Source organism: Chryseolinea serpens (assembly GCF_900129725.1).
In the GTDB taxonomy this organism is placed as follows: Bacteria; Bacteroidota; Bacteroidia; order Cytophagales; family Cyclobacteriaceae; genus Chryseolinea; species Chryseolinea serpens.
In genome coordinates this window covers 462,782-482,871 of sequence record NZ_FQWQ01000005.1, presented here as the reverse complement: position 1 = coordinate 482,871, position 20,090 = coordinate 462,782, and the positions used below count along the sequence as shown (strand labels likewise).

Annotated in this window: 12 protein-coding genes; 1 reads left to right on the top strand and 11 read right to left on the bottom strand. The window is 51.2% G+C overall.

Translation table 11 applies throughout. The features are described from left to right. Positions 1–141: 141 nt before the first annotated feature. On the bottom strand, positions 142–1,389 hold the full coding sequence (locus BUB30_RS30045) for a hypothetical protein (RefSeq protein WP_073142019.1): 1,248 nt from the start codon (positions 1,387–1,389) through the stop codon (positions 142–144). A gap of 120 nt (positions 1,390–1,509) precedes the next feature. Here BUB30_RS30045 and BUB30_RS30040 point away from each other — a divergent pair, with 120 nt between their 5' ends. Beyond that, positions 1,510–2,016, top strand: a complete 507-nt coding sequence (locus BUB30_RS30040; RefSeq protein WP_073142018.1) for a DUF2911 domain-containing protein — start codon at positions 1,510–1,512, stop codon at positions 2,014–2,016. Between the two features lie 110 nt (positions 2,017–2,126). Here the strand turns inward: BUB30_RS30040 and BUB30_RS30035 are convergent, their stop codons facing one another. The 10 genes from BUB30_RS30035 to BUB30_RS29990 form a co-directional block, all read right to left on the bottom strand. Continuing rightward, entirely contained in the window at positions 2,127–4,898 is a 2,772-nt protein-coding gene (locus BUB30_RS30035) for a TonB-dependent receptor (RefSeq protein WP_073142016.1), read from the bottom strand. Between the two features lie 234 nt (positions 4,899–5,132). Next, positions 5,133–7,517, bottom strand: a complete 2,385-nt coding sequence (locus BUB30_RS30030) for an ABC transporter permease (protein WP_073142014.1) — start codon at positions 7,515–7,517, stop codon at positions 5,133–5,135. Between the two features lie 144 nt (positions 7,518–7,661). After that, positions 7,662–10,310: an ABC transporter permease gene (locus BUB30_RS30025; RefSeq protein ID WP_084138473.1), complete on the bottom strand. Its 2,649-nt coding sequence runs from the start codon at positions 10,308–10,310 to the stop codon at positions 7,662–7,664. Beyond that, positions 10,307–10,642 carry a PadR family transcriptional regulator gene (locus tag BUB30_RS30020; RefSeq protein WP_073142012.1) on the bottom strand — a complete coding sequence of 112 codons (336 nt, stop codon included), beginning with the start codon at positions 10,640–10,642 and terminating at the stop codon, positions 10,307–10,309. The genes BUB30_RS30025 and BUB30_RS30020 overlap by 4 nt, the downstream gene beginning before the upstream one ends. A gap of 83 nt (positions 10,643–10,725) precedes the next feature. Next, positions 10,726–11,169 (bottom strand): DinB family protein, encoded by a 444-nt coding sequence (locus tag BUB30_RS30015; RefSeq protein ID WP_073142010.1) that lies wholly within the window; start codon positions 11,167–11,169, stop codon positions 10,726–10,728. Between the two features lie 519 nt (positions 11,170–11,688). Beyond that, positions 11,689–12,816: a lactonase family protein gene (locus tag BUB30_RS30010; RefSeq protein ID WP_073142008.1), complete on the bottom strand. Its 1,128-nt coding sequence runs from the start codon at positions 12,814–12,816 to the stop codon at positions 11,689–11,691. Between the two features lie 53 nt (positions 12,817–12,869). Then, positions 12,870–14,102: an amidohydrolase/deacetylase family metallohydrolase gene (locus tag BUB30_RS30005; RefSeq protein WP_245804201.1), complete on the bottom strand. Its 1,233-nt coding sequence runs from the start codon at positions 14,100–14,102 to the stop codon at positions 12,870–12,872. A gap of 13 nt (positions 14,103–14,115) precedes the next feature. Further along, positions 14,116–15,378 carry an amidohydrolase/deacetylase family metallohydrolase gene (locus BUB30_RS30000; RefSeq protein WP_073142004.1) on the bottom strand — a complete coding sequence of 421 codons (1,263 nt, stop codon included), beginning with the start codon at positions 15,376–15,378 and terminating at the stop codon, positions 14,116–14,118. A 30-nt stretch (positions 15,379–15,408) separates the two neighbouring features. Continuing rightward, entirely contained in the window at positions 15,409–17,031 is a 1,623-nt protein-coding gene (locus BUB30_RS29995) for an aminotransferase class V-fold PLP-dependent enzyme (RefSeq protein ID WP_073142002.1), read from the bottom strand. A 359-nt stretch (positions 17,032–17,390) separates the two neighbouring features. After that, positions 17,391–19,937 (bottom strand): tetratricopeptide repeat protein, encoded by a 2,547-nt coding sequence (locus tag BUB30_RS29990; protein WP_073142000.1) that lies wholly within the window; start codon positions 19,935–19,937, stop codon positions 17,391–17,393. Between the last annotated feature and the right edge of the window lie 153 nt (positions 19,938–20,090).

Below are 20,090 nucleotides of genomic sequence, written 5' to 3'. Positions count from 1 at the left end.
CAGGATTCGACAGGCCTCAGGAAATATTTTTTAACTTTTTTGAAATTGATCTCGTGAGATTTGGTCGAACGCGGCTTTGCGTGCGATACTTGTTATGGCCTATACGCTGTAAGTATTGCTTGCGCTTTTGATGCAAGTGTCTCAAATTTTCTTCATAGCAAAATCCTTCACCGCACCGGTGCCAGCAAACATAATCCGGGTGCCTACCACATGCCCGATCCCATTTTTATAGTCACCTTCAAAGGCCGGGACATCGTTTACCCGGATGGAGATTTTTTTGTCTTTCACACGGCATTGCACCGTCACCCAATCTAAAAAGTCAACGCCGAAGGCCGACAGGTCGTTGGTCTTGCCGTCGTGCGATTCATCCGTCTGTAAAAATAATTCACCCACACAGCCTTTTATGCTGAGCGGAATGAGAATGGCCCCCGTGTTTCCCATCAACACGATCTGGGTTTTCTGACACACCAAGGCGCCCTTTCCAAACGTGTTCTTTAACGTCACATCCATTTGAAAGGCCGTGTCTGAAACAACCTCATTTTTCATCACGCGAAAGAAACTTGTCCACAGCCCTTCCTTTTCGAGATCGATTTTCTGCTGGGTAAAAAAATCATCGTTCACCTGCAAAATACCGTCGTGCAAAATTTTGTCTTCACTCATGTATAGGGGAATGGGCTCCCGGTCGATGGTGGCCAGCCAGCCGTTGGATTCGATGAAGACGTCGTGCGCTGCCACGACGGTGGCATTCAAAACAAGTTTGGCGCTGTAGTAGCCTGGCAAATAATAAGTGCTGGTATATTCGGTCAGGTTCTTATCCACCCTAAACCTGCGCTGGGGATCCCAACTTTGTTGGATGAAAACCGAATCGGCGTTGGAATCTTTGGCGTTGTAGTTAAAGATCACCGTGTTGGGCACGGTGTTGGTCACGGGCTGGCTGCTGAAAACAATGTGGTCATACTTCAACGTCTTGGGCCGGCTTGAGATCCACCAAAACATGCTGGCCGCGATGCCCACGGCAATAATTATTCCGGCGGCCTTCGGGATATTCGAACGGGTGGACGTCGTCTTCTCTTTTGTGGCCACCCCGTTTTTCGTTGTCGCACCGTTTGACGGCGGGCCAAAGCCATTCACGGTAAACGCCCGCCAGTTTTCGTAACCGACAAACTGGGCCAACGCATTCAGCGTGCCCATGTTGGGTGTGCCCTCATAGCGGATCTTTCCCCATAATCTTTTAAGCGTGCTGACGCTCAGCGAGACCTTCGTTTCTTTATAGATCCGCGCACTCAGCGCCTCGAAGTCCTGGTTTTGCCATTCCGCACCGGGGCCCCAGCCAACTTTTTCTTCAATTTGTTGCCTGCACTTGTCGAGATGCTGCTTTTCGTTATCCATTGATTATCAGAGTACTAAATTATTGAACACGCTTGAACAGACTTGAACAGAACTTGAACACCCTGCATGCGTATCTGGCCATCAAACGCTTTAACCATTTCAACGAAACATTAAACCATTATGAAAAAAAACGCATTGCTATTTTGCATCCTGTTGGTCCCCTTCGCTTTGCTTGCCCAAGATGACAAAGCTGCTCGCCCGAGTCCCCCCGCACAAGCATCCGCTACCGTAAACGGAAAAACCATCACGATCGATTACGGACAGCCTTCTGTTAAAGGTCGAAAAATTTGGGGAGAATTGGTGCCCTATGGCCAGGTATGGCGCGCCGGCGCTAACGAAACCACCGCTTTCACACTTTCTGCCGATGCCACGGTGGAAGGTAAAAAGCTGTCGGCCGGCAAGTATGCATTCTTTATTATTCCCACCGAAAACGAAGCGACGGTTATTTTTAACAAGACCATCAAGTGGGGTGCCTTCAGCTATAAACAGGACGAAGATGTTCTGCGAATCAGCGTGCCGGTAAAAAAGTCAAAAGCTTTTGCTGAAAAGCTAACCTATATGGTTTCACCCAAAGGTGAGGTGTCGCTGGCGTGGGAAAATTCGGTGATTGCTTTTGCTGTGAAATAATTCTTCTGTCCAATCAAGGCGATCCACCACGAGGGATTGTCAAACAAAAACACGCCGCGGCAGATCATTACGATCACCGCGGCGTGTTTCTATTTAATTTATTCTACAGGCTATAGCTTAAAGGTCAGCTGCGCCATAAACGTGGTGCCCAGTTGGCTGAATTGTGAACCATTGTAACCCAGGATCCGGTAGCGTCCGCTAAAGCAGAGAAATCCTTCCAGCAGGTTTTTCTGTTCTGCATCGTTCAGCACTTGTTGTCCTTCGCTGTCCTTTGCCACAAGCTTCCAGCTCGGCAGTACGTTAAAGATGTTGTTTACCGTAAACGAAAAATTCAGCGACTGTGTAATGTTGTAACCGATGTTCAGGTCGGTCACCACCGCCGGCGAAAACTCCTGTTTGATGTGCTCCATGATGGCGCCGCCGTTGTCGAGGTCTTGAAATTTCGTGGGGCCGAACAAGGTGTTGTTCAGTGCAAAGCTCCATTTCGACACATTGTAGTCGCCGCCGAGAATAACTTTATAGCGCGGGCGTCCTTCGGTAAGCAACGAACGTATTTGCGTGCTCAGGATCGTTGACCCGGCTTCGCTGATGGCTGGGGGATTGTTGGGTTCTCCAATAATTTTATTGGTCAAGTTCACGTTCCCGGCAAGGTTCACGCCAAGCCTGCCCGCTCCCAGGCTGATGTTTTTGTAGTTCGCCACAAAGTCCAACCCGTTTGTCCGCGTCTTGATGCCATTGATAAAAAATTGAACGCTCGACAATCCGCCCTTCTCCAGGATTTGACCGAGTGTGCTGTTGGGATCGTCGGAAGTAATGGACGAGCTGTACACGATCCGGTCGGAGATCGTAATGCTGTAATAATCCACGGTGATGCTCAGGTTCGGCAATGGATTGAGGCCGATGCCGGCAGTATAGTTGTTTGACTTTTCAGGCTTCAGCAACGGTATGCCCAGGGCAAACGCTTCCTTGCTGCGGTTGTTGAACAACCCCGACAACACGATCGTGCCGTTGGCCGATGATGCTTGCGTGGATTGTGCATAGATCTGGTGCAAGGTCGGTGCCCTGAAACCGGTGGAGGCAGAGCCGCGCAAAATCAATTTGTCTTCCAGGAATTTATAGCGAGTGGTCGCCTTCCACACGAAGGCATTGCCGAAGTCGCTGTACCGTTCGGCACGGGCTGCGCCTTCCACGAGCCATTTGTCCGTGATGTCCCAGCTCAGGTCGACATAGCCGCCCATGTTGAAACGACTGTTGGTGGTCGCGTTTTCTTCGCGGATGCCGGGAAACGAATTGGCGCCCTCGCCTTCATAAGAAGCTTTATCGCCTGCGATGATCTTGTAGGTTTCACGCCGGGCTTCGGCGCCCAGCGCTACCGTGAATTTGTCGGCGAAGGTTTTGCTCACGTCGATGTTCCCTACGATGTGACTGAAATGATAGCCACCGGGTTTAAACGATGTGGGACTTGCTTCCTTCAGGGTGTGATTGACGGTATTGTTCACGGTGTACAATTGACTGTTCCCGCCGGTCGTGAAACTCATATCGTACGTCCATCCGTTGTTGCTGTCTTTTATTCCCAGGGTGGCGTTGTAGTCGGTGAGGTCTCCTTCGAACGTTGGCATGTAGCCGGTGTAACCTTTGTACAGGGCAATCTCTGCCGGGTCGGTGCTGTTCGTGTAGTCCACACCGTTGGGGTCGGGTATATGAAGCAGGCCATAGTCTTTCTTCCAATAGGGCACGCGGAAGTTGGCGTTACTGATCACTTTTTTCGACACAAAAGCGGCGTTGCTGTAGAGTATGCCGGTTTCACCCAGCGGAATGCCGAGGTTGTACAAAAATTTCGCTGCCGAAGTGGTGCCCGTACCGTTGATGTTGTTGCCGGTGGGGTACACCTTAAGATAATTCACAATGGCGGCGTTCGTTGGGTCCGACATGGGTACGGTCGGATCGCCAAAGGTTGCAATTTCGGTCGGCACATCGATGATGCCCGAACGGACCGCGTTGTTGGCCTGGTTAAACGCAATGGTGTAGTTGATAAATCCGTTGCGCGAAAAATTCTTGCCGCTGTTAAACGACATCCCATAAGAACCACCATCGCCTTTATGCGTGACACCCCCATTGACGTTGAGTGTGGCATATTCGAATTTGTCTTTCAGGATGACGTTCATGACGCCCGCAATGGCATCGGAACCATATTGCGCCGATGCACCGTCGCGAAGGATCTCAACGCGTTTGATGGCGTCGGTGGGGATGCCCGAAAGATCGGCTCCCGTTTCGCCGCGACCTGGGGCGAATTGCACATACAGGAGTGAGCTCAGATTTTTACGCTTGCCATTGATGAGCACCAGCGTGCGGCTCGGACCCAGGTTGCGTATTTCGTAAGGGTCCAGCAACGTGGTGGCGTCGTTTACGGGGGTGTTCACCGAATTGAACGACGGCACTCTATATTGAAGCGCCTTGTCGAACGTAAATTGCCCCGTCGACGTCAGGTCTTTCGCCGTCAGGTTGTCCACCGGCAAGGGCGTGTCGGTGATCGTTCGTTGCGAACCGCGTCCCACCGATACAACGATCTCCTCGAGTTGACTGGTGGTAGGCGCCAGTTTAACATCGACGGTGGACAAATCCGTGATGTTGATCTCCTGCGTTTCAAAACCGATGAACGAAAACACGAGGATGGTTGTGGAAGACGGTGCTTGCAATGAAAATTTTCCGTCTTCACCGGAGGTCGTTCCGGCGCTGCTGTTTTTTGCAACAATGCTAACTCCCGCGAGGGGCGCGGCTGTGGATTGATCGGTAATCGTGCCGGTGATAAGTCGCGTTTGTGAAAACGCCGGATACTCAAGCAGGCACATAAGGACAATAAGGGGGGGTAACAAATGTCTCATTTGCTTTGGGTTTAGGTTTAGGTTATTCGAATTTTAACGTTAGGTGAATTTAAGAAACTAACACCTTAACACAAACCGCAACGCGACGAAGTTCATTTGATTTGACATCAACCGAACGGATCACGAAACAAGATCGACACTATAATGTTTTGCAAACGGTATAGAATTTCCCGACGAGCCTGTTCGATGTTGGCACATTCATTTAACTATACAATTTAAATCAGATCGATAGACTTACTCTGATCTCAGACTATTTACCGGGTTGGCCCTGGCGGCCTTGATGGATTGATAGCTCACTGTCAACATCGTTATCAACAGCAAGCCCGCACCTGCGCAGGCGAAGATCCACCACGCGATCGGTGTATGAAACTGATATTTGCTGAGCCAGCCTTGCATAAAGTAATACGCCACGGGCGATGCGATCACAAAGGAGATCATCACCAATACAACGAAATCGATTGAGAGCAGGGCCCACAAACGAAAAACGGTCGCTCCCAATACTTTTCGGACACCGATCTCCTTCGTGCGCTGTTCCGCCACAAACGATGCCAGCGCAAAAATGCCGAGGCAGCTGATCAGCACGGCCAGGGATGCAAAGAAGCTGGCGAGTTTTCCAACCCGCTCCTCGCTGCCAAATTTCCGCGCGTAATCTTCGTTGACAAACCGGTATTCGAACGGCGTCTCGGGGCTATACTTGCGGTAGACCTCCTCCACTTTGGACAGCGCTTCTTTTGCGTTCTTGCTGCGGTTAAGCTTCATGATAAACACCCCTCCCTCTTCTTTGGAGATATGAAACAACGACGGCCGCGGCGGTTCATACGGTGACTCCACCAACATGTCGGTGATGACCCCGATGATCGTATACGGTCTTTCATTCCAGATCAGCGTCTCACCGACCGGGTTTTTAAAACCCAGGAACTTTGCAGCTGCCTCGTTGATCACAAACGCCAGCGAATCGGTGGCGTGCTCGCGCGAAAAATCGCGGCCTTCTTTGAACGTCCACCCTACGGTTTTTCCAAATTCGTAGGTCACGTAGTTGTTGGGAAAATTTACGGTCTGCTCCGGGTTCTTTCCCTTCCAATCAAAACCTCCGTTCGAAATCCATACCGCCGTGGTGGGACTTCCCGCCTCGGTCATCTCCTCGATGGCGCCAGCGGATTTCAGCTCGTTGCGCACGGCATCGAAATGAATGTGCAAGTCGGGGACCGTCGTGAAAATGTTGATGAGCCCATCGCGATCATATCCGATCGGGCGACTGCGGGCAAATTCGATCTGCCGGAAAACAATCACCGTTCCGATGATGAGCACCACCGAAACCGAGAACTGCAGCACGACCAGGATCTTCCGCGGCAGCGATGCAAATCGTCCCGCGCGGAAAGTCCCCTTCAATACTTTCACGGGTTGGAAGGACGACAAGTACAAAGCCGGGTAGCTGCCGGCGATGAATCCGGTGATCAGGCTAAAACCAAGTCCCGCGATCCAAAAGACCGGGCTTACTAAGGGTAACGAAAGCTCCTTGCCGGCCACGCTGTTGAACGCCGGCAACGCGCCATAGACCAGCAACAACGACACGACGAACGACAGCAAGGTGATGAGAATCGATTCACAAAAAAACTGGCTGATGAGTTGACCGCGGTGCGAGCCTACCGATTTCCGGATGCCCACTTCCTTTGCTCTTTTCTCCGACCGGGCCGTGCTCAGGTTCATAAAATTGATACAGGCCAGCGTGAGCACAAACGCGCCGATGATTCCGAAAAGCCAAACGAACTGAATGCCCCCTCCTGTAGTGACGCCGTTCTTAAATTCCGAATACAAATGCCACCGGCTCATCGGGTGAAGAAATACTTGTGGGTTGGACTGGCGCTCACGGGCGGAAACCCGGTCGAATTTGACATTGTGAATCTTGTGAGACACGGCATTCAAGTCGGCCTGGGGAGCCAGTTCCGCAAACACTTGCGTGAAATTGTTGCCCCAGGGATCGTCCATTTTTTCAGCCCATGGATTGGCGATAAGATATAGCGCCCAGGGCAGAATATATTTTATTTCCTTGAATGAGGAATTCGCAGGAAAATCCTGAAACACACCGGTCACGCGAACATCTTCTTTATTATCGATGCGCATCAGTTGATTGATAGGATCCGAATCCCCAAAATACTCCCTGGCAAGGGATGCTGAAAGCACAATGGAGTGCGGATCCTTTAAGGCATGCTGTGTCCCTTTCAGCATCTTCACCGAAAGCATATCCAGGATACCCGGTTCAAAAAAATTACCGCGCTTGCTGAATTTCTTATCCCCTGCCGTCAGGATGTGGTTGCTCGTCCAGGAGGATTGCAACACATGCTTGAAGTCGCTTCCAAACCGGCTGCGGATCTCTTCAGCCATCACCGCGGGAAACGACGGCCATGATTCAGTTTCGCCGTTATTTGTCACGCGCTCCATGACCTGGACGATCCTGTCGTAATGATCATGCGTTTGGTCGAAGGTCAACTCGTCATGGACCCAGAGACCGATCAGGATGGTGACGCCCATGCCGGTGGCCAGACCGGCGATATTGATGAAAGCGTATCCTTTATACTTCAAAAGATTTCGGAGCGCAACACGAAAGTAGTTCTTGAGCATAGGACGTGGTTTAGCGTGTAAGAAAGACTTCTTCTAAACGGGTACTCGAAAACTGAAAATAGTTGCAGAAAATTGTCGACTTTTTTTTCAGATAACCCTGGATTCGATCCTTGTTCCTACTGTGGCACCCCGCAAGCGCATTGATTATTCCGATCTCAAGTTCGCCGCCGGATTGCCCAGGGCAACTTTCACGGCCTGATAACTTACCGTGAGCAAGGCGATGACCACGGCCGCCGATCCGGCAACCACGAATACGTCCCAGGTGATCTCGGTCTTGTAGCTGTAGCCTTCCAGCCAGCGCGTCATCATGTACCACCCCAGGGGCGAGGCAATCACGAACGACACGAGTACCATGATCACAAAGCTCCTTGTGAGCAAGCGAAAGATGTTGCCGATGGTGGCGCCCAGCACCAGACGGATGCTCACCTCTTTCTTTCGCTGCTCGGCCATGAACGACGACAGTGCGAAAAGTCCCAGGCAGGCCACCAGGATGGCCAACATTGAAAAGCCGGCAAACAGGTTGCCTGTCCGTTCAACGTCTTGATACATTCTCGCATAGCTTTCGTCTATAAAGGTATAGCGGAAAGGCTGGTTGGGCATGATCTTGTTCCAGATCAATTGAATGTTCGCGATCGTCTGCCGCATGTCGCCAGGCTTGACTTTCACAGCAACGATGGAACCGCCGTTGCCCACCACGAGGGTGAGCGGAGCGATCTTCTCCTTCATCGTTTCAAAATGAAAGTCTTCTACGACCCCAATGATCGTGTACACTCTCCAGTTCTCGATCCTCTGCCCCACGACAGGTTCCTTTAATCCCATCGCCTTGACCATGGCCTGGTTGACGATGATCGACGATGAGTCAGAAGCCAGGCGCGGAATGAAATCTCTGCCTTCAACGATCTTCATGCCCAGGGTTTTGATATAGTCTGTGTCGACATACCAGCGTTGTGCGCCGATGCTCCGGTCTTGCTTCGACCGGCCTTCTTTGAAGAAGCCATTCTGGTCGCGATTGGTTTCGCTGACGGGCAGGTAGTTTGAACTGGTGACACTCGCTACCGCAGATTGGCGGAGCAACTCTTCCTTGAAGGTCTCGCGATGATCGCCCAGGGTGTTGGCGCCCTGGATCATGATCACCTGGTCTTTGTCGAACCCGATCTTGGTATGCAAGATGAAATTCATCTGGCGATAGATCACAAACGTGCCGATGATGAGGACGATCGAGGTTGTGAATTGAAAAACTACCATAGCACTTCGCAGCGTGGAGTTCCTGCTGCCGCGGGCCACGGCACCTTTCAATACATCGATCGGCTTGAACGCCGACAGATAGAACGAGGGATAGAGGCCAGCCACAATTCCAATGCCCAAGGCCGCACCTATCAAGATGGGGAACATCCACCATGCGCCCCAGGGCATCGCGAGGGTCTTGCCGGCAAATGTGCTGAAATAAGGCAATGTTACCCAAACTATGGCAACCGCCAGGATGAATGAAATAAGACTGTATAGTACGGACTCGGTAAGAAACTGGCGCACCAGATTTCCACGGACAGAACCCACTACTTTTCGCAAGCCAACTTCCTTCGCCCGGTTGGCCGACTTCGCTGTAGACAGGTTGATGAAGTTGACGCAAGCCAGCAGGAGAATGAAACCGGCGATGCCACCAAACAAGAGGATGTACTGCTTATCGCCATGTGGGATGATGTCGTTGATGCCATCGGAGTCCAGGTAAATGTCGCCAATCGCCTGGGTCCTGATCTTGTGGTGCTTCAGCACATCCTCGAGACTCGCGCTTCCTCCTTCTTTGAGGAATGGACCGTAGTGATTCTTTATGATCGACTGAAGTTTTTGTTCGAATGCCACAGGATCGGCGTCGGCACGGAGCCGGATATAGGGATTGTAATTCCAGCAGCACCAGCTTCCTTGTTCATCTTTCCAAAATTCCTCGCCGGTTAGCGTGATCAGGAATTCGTATTGCAGGTGAGAAGTGGGAGGAAAATTTTCCATGACGCCACCAATCATATAGGGACGTTTCGTGTCATCGTTGAAGATGATGGTCTTGCCCACGGGATCCTGGCCGGGGAAATACTTGTCGGCCATCTTTCGCGAAAACACAATGGTGTTCGGTTTGTCCAGCGCGTGGTCGCGATTGCCGTAGAGCATGGGTATTTCCAAAATATCGAGAAGTTCGGGATCTGCATAGGCAAATCCTTCCTCGTAAGTGTTTTCGGTCTGGTCTTCAGGGCGCATCAGGTTGCTGCCTGCGTTAAACCATTTGTAAGGTATTAGCCGGCCGGCTTTTTCGATTTCCGGAAATTCATTTCGCAAGATGCCCACCAGCGGCGCGGGAAATGATGTCCACTTTCCGCCGTCGGGTCCTTCATAGTGGTTGTAAAGTCTGTAGGTGCGCGGGCCGTTGGCATAGTATTTATCATAACTAAGCTCGTGGCGAATGAACAGCGCAATGATCATACACGTGGCCAAACCGATGGCGAAGCCGCCGATCTTGATGCCCGTGTACATTTTCTGCCGCGACATGGAGCGGAAGGCGATCTTGAAGTAGTTCCTGAACATAGCGTAATGATTTTGGGGTGATGATTTCTTTTTTCGCAACGCAAAAGGTTGAACAAACTGAATGACGTTCCATACAAAAAGCACATCGGCTTTTGTCTTGCCGAGTTCACTTACGCGACGCTCGTACAGCTCCACGAGGTCACCCAGCACGGCATCCGACAAGTGATCGTTGCAGAAGGAGCGGAACAACCGCGTGGCCCATAAAGGTGGCTGCGGTTTGTTCATACCGATCCGTCTAACACGATCCCAGGAACCTGTCTCCACATGTCGTTGCGCAGTTCACGCGACTGACGCAGGGCGCCGACCCCGGCGTGGGTCAACGTATAGAGGCGTTTGTCGCGCCCACCGCGCGTTTGGGTGGCGCCGCCCATTTTCGATTTCAGAAAGCCCTTGTCTTCGAGCCGGACCAGCGCCTTGTGTACGGAGCTGATCATGATCGGCCGCCGGGTCTGCTTTTCAAGCTGATCCACGACCGAAAGCCCATAGGCGTCGTCGAACAGGATGCCGACGGCAAGCAACACGAGTTCCTCAAATTCGCCCAGGTAGGTTCCTTTCATTGATTTGTTTCGCCTTTGCCTATAGAGTACTCGGAAAAGGGAAAAGGTTGCACGAAAAGGAAAGAATTTTTTTTGGGGGATGCTTATTCGAGCACCCGGCGGAGATAATTCACTTGTCCGAGGTGGTAATTTAAATGGGTCAGCAACTGCACGAACAGGTAGCTCTTGGAACGTTTGGCGCCGTCGAAAACCAGCGGGTAGTCGGCCTCCAGTTGGTCTGGGGTGAGGTCTTTCACGGTTTTGTTGATGATCGGGATGAGTTCTTCCAGTTGCGTCACCAGATCTTTTCGGGGCACGCCCTTTCTAATGAATTCCTGGTCGCGGTCGCGGACATAGCCGGTTTGGGCGAGTACGGTCCCGAAAAGATAATTCGTTCCTCCAATAATATGTAAAGCAAGATTGCCGCTGGAGTTCTTCAGAGACCCATGGGTCTTCCACAGGTTTTCTTCGTTCTTAAATAAGTTGATCTCTTCGATCAGCTTGCGAATGTCTCTTTCATAAAAGCTTGCCAATATGCTGCTTAACATAGCGATGTCGTTTAATTTGTAAAATCAAGAACCTGGTACCGCGGTGGCGCGGAATGGAATAGCCCAATCTTAAGTTCGCAATTCTAAAAACAACTATCGCGAACTTGTGATAAGAATTTTCGTGGTTCGAAATAGGAGCAGTCAGGGCTAAAGCCCGTGATTAAATATGGCTGTGTACCCCGGGCTGAAGTCCGGGGTTATTCATTTGTGCTCTTTTTTTTCGAAAGATATGTGCATAGACTTGGCCTTTAGGCCAGGGTTAAAAGTAACTCCTCGTCCCGGGCTTTAGCCCTGACCACACACAAGACGATGCAGGAACAATGCTTGTAAATCCGGAACGTCACTCTAACCATGTCTTAAATTCGACCTGATCACTGTAAACGCGTGCACAGACAATAACTAATGCCTGGACTACAAAAGAAAGAGACTGCCCTTTTTAGACAGTCTCTTCTCTGTTCTTGCGATCTTCATGTTCAATCGCCGTTCTGTTTCGTTAGCGACTCGCGATCCGATTTGATTCTAATTGGCGGCAACAAATTTCAGACAGACCGGTGCACCGATCGAGATCTTGATGTTTGTGGGGCTGAGCAATCCTGTTTTTTGATCGCGTTTGAAAACGATGATGTTGTCGCTGTTCTGATTTCCGACCAGCAGAAAATTGCCGGTAGGATCGATCGCAAAGTTGCGTGGTGTCTTGCCCAAGGTGGATTGACGACCGATAACAGCAAGCCCGCCGGATTTATCGATGGAGCAGACCACGATCTCATTCTGATCGCCGCGCAGTGATCCATACAGGAATTTTCCATCGGGTGAGATGTGGATGTCGGCAGCATCTATTTTTCCTTGCGCTCCGGATACTGGCAACGAAACCGATGCCTTGCTCTTCAGTTCTCCATTGGAATAATCAAACACGGTGACCACGCCGGTCATCTCCTGGATGAGATAGGCCTGTTTCCCACTGGCATTAAAAATAAAATGACGCGGTCCGCTTCCAGGGGCAACGCTTGCGAAAGGCTGCGCGGCGGCTTTCAGGGGTTGTTCTTTATTGGCCGTTACCTGGTAGACATTCACTTTGTCCGTGCCCAGGTCGGGTACGAAAAGAAAACGATCGTCGTTAGACAACACCGTGGCGTGGACGTGCGGTTTCTCCTGGTTGCTCTTTACGCTGCTGCCCGAGTGCTTTATAAATTGGGGTTTGTCGCCCAATGAACCATCTGCATTGATGGCTACAGCCGCGAGGCTGCCGCCGCCATAGTTACCCACAAAGGCCATTTTATTTTTGCTGTCGACAGCCACATAACATGGGCCGCCGCCACCGGTGCTGGCGCTGTTGATGAAGGTGATCTTTCCGCTGGCGGGATCAAACGAATAGGCATTCACGCTTTCCTTGCCATCGCCCACTTCGCTCACGGCATAAATGTGCTTGCGGTCGGTCGACACCGTGAGGTACGTCGGGTTTTTTATCGGTTCAGATTCCGTCCTATACGTTAGTTCACCGGTCCCGCTGTTGAAGCTATAGACATACATGCCCTTGCTTTTGCCGGGATTGGTGTAGGTTCCAACAACAAGATTGAACGTTTTTGGGGTTTGCGCATTTCCCGTGAGGAAGAAGCACATCATTAACAGCAGGCTGATCGTAGTTTTCATATTTTAAGTATTCAATAGGTTTCTATTCATTTATATGCGCTGACCGACGCCGGCTACTTTACAAATTTCTTCGCGGAGATTCCATTGAGGTCCCACACGATCTTTCCGGCGCGCACGGTCAATTCCGCCTCAAACTTCTGATGGCCTTCGATTTTATTTCCTCCCGCATCCGTAAATCCAAAGTTACCTTCACGCAGGCTCAACACCGCTACATCGGCAACGGCGCCCACGCTCAAGTTACCCAGGTCTTCGCGTTTGATCGCTTTGGCCGGTGCCCAGGTGGCACGTCGCAGGGCGTCTTCTTTTGTCATTCCCATGGCCATGTATTTGGACATGACGTTCAGCAGATCTTTCATTCCCGCGTTCATGCTGAAGCGATGAAAGTCTGTGCCAAAAGAATTCGGCGCGAGGCCTTGTTGCAACGCCGGCACTGCTTCGCTAAACCAGAACCCTGCACCGCCGTGGCCCAGGTCAAATAAAATGCCGCGCTTTTGCGCTTCCATTACAAAGGGCCTCACCTTGCCTTGGTCATCCACCACCGACATTCGTTCGGACACTTTCTCATAGGAATGCGTGATGATGTCGCCCGGTCGCATGTGCGTGAGCTGGTCTTCCAGGGAATATTGAGGCAAGTGGCATTCCACTAAGAGTGGAACATTTGCATTTTCGCTTGCGGTGAGGGCGCGATCAAATGGCGACCACTCTTTCCCTTCGTAGTGACCGATCTTCACACCGACAATGATGTCTGGAAATTTCTGGATCGTCTCCACGGTCTTATCGGGATCCATGTCGTTGAGATCTTCTTGTGTTGGCTTCCCACTCATCCCGGTCCCGGCAATATTCAGAAAAGCCAGGATCCGGGTTTTAGATCTGTCGATGACGTGATCCTTGAACACCGAAAAATTGCGCCATCCCGATGTGCCGGCATCCACTACCGTGGTCACGCCCGATTTGAGTGCGAAATCATCGGGTGAGATGCTCAGGCTTCCGTCGGCAAACGTTTCCGGGTTGCTGCCAACAAAAACGTGTTCGTGAATGTCGATCAAACCCGGGCAAACATAAAAGCCGGTCACGTCGATCACCTGCTTGGCATTTGCCGCTGGAATGTTGGTGGCCACCCGGGAAATTTTTCCATCCACGATGGCGACGTCCATCACGGCATCGATATTATTCTTTGGATCGAACACATGACCATTTCTTAACAAAAGATCGATCGCCTGACCCCGTGCTACGGTTGCACAGAGAAGGAAGAACAGGAGCTTTGCAAATGTGAACGCGGTCTTCAATTTGGTATTTTGTCTATTTAGCATCCCACAGCGGTGCGCTGAGTCCGTTGAGGTCCCACACGATCTTTCCGGCGCGAATGGTCAACTCGGCTTCCAGTTTTTGTGTCCCTTTTAATTTTGTGCCCCGCACATCCAGGAAGCCGAAATCTCCTTTTCTCAACGTAAAGATCGCGACATCCGCATCGCTTCCGACCGAGAGATGCCCCAGGTCTTTCCGGTTAATCACATTGGCCGGCGACCACGTGGCCCTGTAGATGGCGTCCGGGACAGTCATGCCCATGCTGATAAATTTTGACAGCACATTGGCCAGGTCTTTCATCCCCCCGTTCATGCTTTGCGTGTGCAGGTCCGTGCTGATGATGTCGGGTTTAAAACCTTGTTGCATCGCCGGCACAGCCTGTCGCCAGGAGAACGCGCCGCCACCATGACCGACATCAAACAGGATCCCCCGCTTTTGTGCTTCGAAGACGAAGGGTTTCACTTTGCCCTGTTCATCCACCACGGTTTCGCGCTTGTCGGGTCCATAAGAATAGGTGTGCGTGAAAATATCGCCGGGTCTTAAATGTTTCATGAAAAGGGCTTCGATGGAATTGGGAGGCTCATGCTCACCAAAGTCTACCATCACCGGCACGCTGGCCAGCTTGCCCGCCTCAACGGCTTTATCTACTTGTGTGAAATCGCCCCAATAGTGCGCTGACTTTATTCCCACGATCAACTGCGGAAAAAGTTGGCGGATCATGTTCGCCGTCATGACGGGGTTCATGTCGTTGACATCCTGCTCTTCCAGGCGGCCCACCATTCCGGTGCCCACGATATTCAGAAAGGCCAGCACGCGGGTTTGTGCCTTGTCGATGGTCTGTGCTTTGAACTGTCGAAAATTTTTCCACCCCGACGAGCCGGCGTCCACAACGGTGGTGACACCCGCCCGGAACGTGAAGCCGTCGGGAGCGACACTCGTAGGTCCGTTAGCGATGTAGGCGTCGTCGTTGCCGTTGTAGACGTGCACGTGCATGTCGATCAAGCCCGGCGTTACCAACAGGCCCGTGGCATTGATCACCTTTTTGGCGCTCCTGGCCGGGATGTCTGCCGCCACCTGCGCGATCTTGCCGTTGGTGATGGCGACATCCATGACCGCGTCGATCTTGTTTTTTGGATCGATGACGTGGCCGCCTTTCACCAGCAGGTCAATCTCCTGCGCAGGCAACACCAGGCTTAGCAACACGAGCAGACTGGTGGGAATGCCACAGAGGATGCTCTTTCGATAAAGCGTTTTCATTTTCGATTATGTCAAGTCAAGACCACTGGCCTAAGTGGCCAACGGCGGGCCGCCGGGGATCACAACGCGTCTGCGTTCTACCTTGTAGGTGGAGCGTTTGGCGGTGAATTTTGCGGTTTGATATTCGCCGAGATAGATGGACCCTGAAAATGCATCGCCCGCAATGGTTCCGGAGAACATGTAGGTGATGCCATCGCCGGGCATCCGGAGATTGCTGCGAAGTTTCACCTGGTCGCCTTCCACCATACCCATCACTTCCTGAACGGAGAAGTCGGACGTGTGCGTGCCCTGGATCCAGTTGCCGTCTTGCTCGATGTAGAGTTTGTGCGTGCTCTTGCTGGAATAAAATTCCACCGTAACATCCCAGTGCCCGTTGATCTTCGCGCTGGGCGCCGCCATCGTGGTGACCCGCGGTGGCCGCTTTTGCGAGAGCAGGTTCACGATGCGTTCGGCTACCACTTTGTCGTTGCCGGGTTGCATTTGGCCAGTGGTGATGTTGATGGACGTCTTGTCTTTTTCACTTCTGCCTCCAATGGCAATTCTCGGTTTGTTCCTGGCAAAGATCTCGGCCACTTCTTCGCCCGTGATGTTGAGCTTGTCGGGATCCCATGAAATATTCAATACGGGCGACCGGTTAGAAAGGCCGGTGGGTTCTTCCACGGATGTTTTGATGCCTTCGATTTTTGAAACCTGTTTGGCAATATAGTCCGTATAGGTGAGCCAGGTTTTCCATTCTGCCTGGTGATCGCGCGTCACCCACGCTTCCACTGCGGCGAGCATGCCCAACATTTCTTCCTTGCCCACTTTGTTGTCGCGGCCCGGGCCGTGGTGGGGTGAGCTGGCCTGCCATGCCGACATGAGCAAGTCCTTGCTGCCGAGGACCAGGCCGGCACATTGGGGACCACAAATGGCTTTGCCTCCGCTATAGACCACGACGGTTGCTCCTTGTTTCAAATGGACATTGGGGATGGTCAGAATTTCTGCCGCCGCGTCCGCCATCACGGGAATGTTTTTAGGCTTCGCTTTCGAGGCGATCACTTCCAGCGACAGGGGCTGACCCGGCTCGGACTCCTCGCCGGTCATGATATAGATGAGTGCGGTTCGCGGGTTGATAGCACGTTCCAGTTCTTCGGCGGTCTTCACGGTAACGATCTTGACGCCGATGTTTCGGAGGGCGTGGTCGTATACGTTCCTGGAATACTCAGGGATGATCACTTCATCCTTCTCAAAGCCTTTCAGATCGGGAATGCGAATGAGTTTCTCCGGGTTGCCACCCGTAACACAAGCGGCGGTGATGTGTTTCATTCCTGCAGCACATCCCGACGACACCATTCCCCATTCTGCACCGGTAACTTCCGCCAGCCGGCGTCCTACGCCATAGGCCAGTTCATCATATTGAACGAAGTGCCCCGATGCTGCCTTCATGGCGGCGACGACCTCGGGCCGCTCCACCGAACCACCGATGATGGTGAACGTTCCCCTGCAATTGATGATGGGTTCCACACCGATCGATTCGTAGATCGATGGACCGGGTACCAATGGGCCGGATGCGGGCTGGACATTGTCTGCCGGATTTCCCGATGCGGCGAGTGGTAAAAAACCTCCGGCAAAAGGCAGGGCAGTTAATTTTTTAACTAAGTCTCTTCGTTTCATGCGCGTTAGAATGGTTAGGGCTTTATTGATCTACGGGTAAAGTAATGGTAATTCTTTTGTTGAGCAAGGTTCATTATAGGATGTGCGCGATAAACTTGATGACGTTAACAAAAGTAAAAGTGGCCTGAAGTGTGTGCGCGAGAAACACACAGGTGTGTGCACGATGTGCTTTTTTTGTTGGGAGATTAAGGGGTTGGCCGGATTGGTTTTGGGATCATTCAGCGAGTGACCATAAACATTGATTTCCCTCTTGATACCTGTTCAATCGTTTTAGATCATCACGCTGTGCCATGATTGATTCGAGGAGGATATTCAGGCAATCAACATCAACCAAATGGCAACATTTAGCCGTTACCTATTCACTTGCAATATTGCTTTATCAAAACATAAGCAGTGGAATCGTTTAACTCCATGGCCTTGCTCAAGTCTGAGCAGCCCTGAGTTCGATCGCCCTTTAAAATTTTTTCCAATCCTCGATTTTTATAAGCTTCTGCAAATTTTGGATTCAGCTCGATGGCTTTGTCGAAAGCCTTAATGGCCTCTTTATATTGCTTGCGCTTTGATCTTATTTTACCCAAAACATGGTAAGCGCATTCGTTTTTGGCATTGAGTTCCAACGACGTGGAACAATCGCGAAGGGCTCCCGTGTAGTCTCCCAGCTCACATTTTGCATCGGCGCGATTACTATAGGCATCTGCATTCTTGGGGTTTAGTTCGATGGCCTTGTTGCAATCCTGAAGGGCTCCAGTATAGTCCTTGAGCTTTAGCTTTGCATAGGCCAGGTCATTATACGTTTGGTCGGACGTTCGATTGAGATCCAGCGCCTTATGAAAATCCAGTATCGCCCCATCGATGTCATTCTTTTCCAATTTTACAAATCCCCGTCCGCTGTAGGCCGCCACACACGATGGATCGAGTTCCAAGGCCATGGCGTAGTCTTGAAGGGCCCCTGCATAGTCTTCCAATTTTACTTTCGTGTATCCCCGGTCGCCATAGGCATTCGCGTTTTTTGGACTGAGTTCTACAGCCTTCGTGTAGTCCTGAAGCGATCCAACATAGTCTGCCAATCTGTATTTTAGAGAACCCCGACGGCTATACGCGTCTTCATCATCAGGTTTTAATTCCAAAGCGGTATCGTAGTCGCGTAGCGCTCCCAGATCGTCGTCGCATTGTTCCTTTGCATACGCACGGTTGCGATACGCATCGACATGCAAGGGATCGAGCTCAATGGCCTTGTTAAAATCCCGTATAGCCCCGGAATAGTCTTTAAGGTAAGTCTTCGCCCTCCCCCGATTGGTATAGCCATCCACACGGTTCGTATCCAGGGCGATGACTTTGTCAAAATCCTGGATCGCACCGGAATAGTCTTTAAGGTCAGTCTTCACGATCCCCCAATTGTTATAGCCATTCACATCATTCGCATCGAGCGCAATGGCTTTGTTGAGATCCCGGGTAGCCCCCGCAAAGTCTTTGAGCTCGAATTTTGTCACACCTCGATTGGAATATGCCTCGGCATTCTTCGGATCAATTTCGATTGCTTCATCAAAGTTCTGCAAAGCCCCAGCATAGTCCTTAAGCCTGGACAGCGTTGCACCGCGGGCGCTCAAAGCGTCTGAATGGTCTGGCCTGAGTGCTATTGCCCTATTGAGATCTTGCAGCGCGCCGGGCCAGTCGTTCAGTTCATACTTCACTTTTCCCCGATGGAAGTGATGCCCTTCATCTTCCGGGTCAAGTTCAATGGCCTTACTTTGGTCTTGTAAAGCTCCACTGTAATCTTTAAGTCGGAATTTCATTACCCCGCGATTACCATAAGCACTGGCAAGTTTGGGGTCAAGTTTAATGGCTGTATTGAGATCCCGAAGGGCTCCCTCAAAGTCTCTAACTTCAGTTTTAGCACATCCTCGATTGTTATAGGCCTCTGCGTTCCCTTTATCAAGCCTTATGGCATTATCGAAGTCATCGATGGCTCCGGCATGGTCTTTCAGGTTAGCCTTTGCTATTCCCCTCAGAAAATAAACTTCCGATTTCTGCAGATTGAGATGAATGGCCGTCGTGAGATCCTTCAGCGCTCCGGTATAATCTTTCAACAGGTACTTTACATATCCGCGAGCCTGATAAGCATCGGGGGCGTCCGGGCTAATCGCAACGACTTTGTTGTAGTCTTGAAGGGCGCCAACATAGTCCTTGAGTTTGATCATTGCATAGCCCCGGTTCTTATAGGCAATGGCATCCGTTGAGTCGATTTCAATGGCTTTGCCGAAGTCATCGAGCGCTCCTGCGCAATTACCGCGCTTGATCTTCACCAATCCCAAACCATCATAGGCGTCTGCACTCTTTGGATCGAGTTCGATGGCCTTATTGAAGTCTTGAATGGCGCCCGGTTCGTCTTTGATTCCGATTTTTGCATTTCCCCTATTGCTATAGGCCAATGCATATTTCGGATTGATCCCGATAACCTTCGTAAAATCTTCGATGGCGCCCTCCATATCGTCAAGCCTTAACTTTACAACCCCGCGCAGATTGTAAGCGTCTTCTTGTTTCTTGGCAAAACGAATAGCCTGCTCGATGTCTGCAAGCACCCCGGGATAGTCTTTGAGAGCAAGCTTCTCATGTGCCCGATTGAAATACGCGGCATAATTCGGTATAATCTCGATTGCCTGGGTATAATCTTGAATCGCTCCACGGTGGTCCTGCAGGGCGGCCCTTGCATCTCCACGGTATAAATAGGCGCCCATAAACTCCGGATCAAGTTGTATGGCTCTATCGAAACACAGAATAGCCCCTTTATAATCCTTCCTTTCAAATTGCTCGTCACCTTCATTATAATGATTTTTTGCGGTCTGTGCCGCAAGGGAATGGACACACCCCCAGTAGAAAAACAAAAGGAACGCCATTCGTTTTATCATGGTCTTGCCTGTTTAGCTTCGTATTTAGAATTGACGTGCAGCGACCGTCCGGGCTCCGAAATCTTACAACGCCTGCACATATTGAGGTGGGGGGAAAGCTCAACAACGGATAGGCTGTCGAACACCTTTTTCAATCCTATTTCCCCGGGATCC

Excerpts from the sequence above, each read along its gene's own strand:
- BUB30_RS30045 (WP_073142019.1), bottom strand. The coding sequence starts at position 1,389 with ATGGATAACGAAAAGCAGCATCTCGACAAGTGCAGGCAACAAATTGAA.
- BUB30_RS30040 (WP_073142018.1), top strand. The coding sequence starts at position 1,510 with ATGAAAAAAAACGCATTGCTATTTTGCATCCTGTTGGTCCCCTTCGCT.
- BUB30_RS30035 (WP_073142016.1), bottom strand. The coding sequence starts at position 4,898 with ATGAGACATTTGTTACCCCCCCTTATTGTCCTTATGTGCCTGCTTGAG.
- BUB30_RS30030 (WP_073142014.1), bottom strand. The coding sequence starts at position 7,517 with ATGCTCAAGAACTACTTTCGTGTTGCGCTCCGAAATCTTTTGAAGTAT.
- BUB30_RS30025 (WP_084138473.1), bottom strand. The coding sequence starts at position 10,310 with ATGAACAAACCGCAGCCACCTTTATGGGCCACGCGGTTGTTCCGCTCC.
- BUB30_RS30020 (WP_073142012.1), bottom strand. The coding sequence starts at position 10,642 with ATGAAAGGAACCTACCTGGGCGAATTTGAGGAACTCGTGTTGCTTGCC.
- BUB30_RS30015 (WP_073142010.1), bottom strand. The coding sequence starts at position 11,169 with ATGTTAAGCAGCATATTGGCAAGCTTTTATGAAAGAGACATTCGCAAG.
- BUB30_RS30010 (WP_073142008.1), bottom strand. The coding sequence starts at position 12,816 with ATGAAAACTACGATCAGCCTGCTGTTAATGATGTGCTTCTTCCTCACG.
- BUB30_RS30000 (WP_073142004.1), bottom strand. The coding sequence starts at position 15,378 with ATGAAAACGCTTTATCGAAAGAGCATCCTCTGTGGCATTCCCACCAGT.
- BUB30_RS29995 (WP_073142002.1), bottom strand. The coding sequence starts at position 17,031 with ATGAAACGAAGAGACTTAGTTAAAAAATTAACTGCCCTGCCTTTTGCC.
- BUB30_RS29990 (WP_073142000.1), bottom strand. The coding sequence starts at position 19,937 with ATGATAAAACGAATGGCGTTCCTTTTGTTTTTCTACTGGGGGTGTGTC.